The organism is Bacillus sp. JJ664 (genome assembly GCF_036962205.1).
GTDB lineage: Bacteria > Bacillota > Bacilli > Bacillales > Bacillaceae_G > Gottfriedia.
Window position 1 is genome coordinate 329 of sequence record NZ_JBALMS010000198.1, and the last position, 1,575, is coordinate 1,903.

Here is a 1,575-nt window from a genome sequence, read left to right on the forward strand (position 1 = left end):
TTCAACTAAAGCGCCAGTTAGTTCAACAACAGGCTCAGAATAAAATGCACACATAACGCTTAAATCTCCCAAACGTTTTTCGTTTATTTATTGTTTAATTGTTTTTTCTTACGAAGGATAGGATACCGACGATGAAAACCATTATATGTGTTAATAAAAAAGTATATACATTAAAATAGATGCTATTTGTATACTGATTAAACCAACCAAAATGGTAAATTCTTGAATCAGGATTAGAAGGTGTTCCACCTAAAGCAACGATGAGTTCACTTGTATAATCTACTAATTCAAAGATCAATACTGTAAAGCATACGATTAAACTTAATAGAATGAATGTTTTTATTTTTCGTTTTTTTGTATTGTTGGCTATTTGCCTTGCCTGTTTATACGTTAAGAAGTAACTCGCAATAAAAATCGGTGAGAATAACAGAATAACTAAAATAGCAAGATTTCCATTCCCCGAAATAACATTAGGCTTAATCGTAAATGCGTTTTCTATGAGATAGAAACCAATAAAAGAAATAAAAAGACAGACGCTCCAGAAGATTTCTCTTTTTTTCATATTCCCACTCCTTTCGGCCAATCTATGCTTTGTTTCTTCGGAAATTCTATGCTCAAGAATATTTATATTCCTTAAAAAACCAGTTTCATTCCCCATAGACAGCAACCTATTCATTATGTAACTAACGCTCTCATTATGGTGCATTACATTTTAATATTTTTTTCAAATATGAATCTCTTTCTTAGATAATTACTTTATTTTAATATTAATACTTTCACTTCTCTTTTTTCCCCCTTGATCAAACCAGGTAAATTCAAATCTGTTTTCTTTTAATAAAGAAAACTCTTCTAATATTAAAGGTTCGTAGCTATCTTTCTCTAATGGGGTATATACTTTACCTCCAAAATATTTAATAGATAATCTATCTAATGTTTTTTCATTACCAGTGTATTCGATTTTTGCTTTAATTAAATTATTCTCAGCCTTTTCAGAGTAAATAGAAACCTTCCAATTTGCTGAGAAACCTTGTTCATTAACATAGCCATGTGTTTTGATTTTGGGATAATTTTTAGTGGCTTCTAAATTATTACTTTTGCAACTTTGTAGGATGAGAATAAATAATAGGAATATAACGCTAATAAATAAATATATCTTTTTACTCATTTACCATTTTTCTCCTTTTTTAATCATGGATAAATTATATAATATCTTTCATTAAAAGGAGTACTTTACTCAAAATAAATTTAACTTCGAATTTATAACGATATTAAAGATGTTTACCCCTTAAAATTTTACTTTCCTTGATCAACTATACTGTCATTTAGCAAAATAGAGGATAATCGAATACTGATCATCCTCTATTTGTTGTAAAACTAAAGCGCAAGTTAGTTGTATAAGATTTTCTTGTTTACGTTGGTTAACGGGTTTAGTCATAAAATCTAAGATCTTTTGATAGGTAAATTCCTTTACCTTGCGTCTTAGTAGATTTTGCATAGATGTTACAATCGTCACATTTGGCACTATTGGGTGTAACTCTGCAGCTATTAGGAATAATAGATGATATAGCTATATAT

At 29.0% G+C, this 1,575-nt stretch carries 2 protein-coding genes; both read right to left on the minus strand.

Translation table 11 applies throughout. The annotated features are described in order from the left end of the window. Positions 1-94 precede the first annotated feature (94 nt). Positions 95-562: a hypothetical protein gene (locus V7056_RS20110; protein WP_499704161.1), complete on the minus strand. Its 468-nt coding sequence runs from the start codon at positions 560-562 to the stop codon at positions 95-97. 189 nt (positions 563-751) lie between these two features. After that, positions 752-1,165 carry a hypothetical protein gene (locus V7056_RS20115; protein WP_499704162.1) on the minus strand — a complete coding sequence of 138 codons (414 nt, stop codon included), beginning with the start codon at positions 1,163-1,165 and terminating at the stop codon, positions 752-754. Positions 1,166-1,575: the final 410 nt, after the last annotated feature.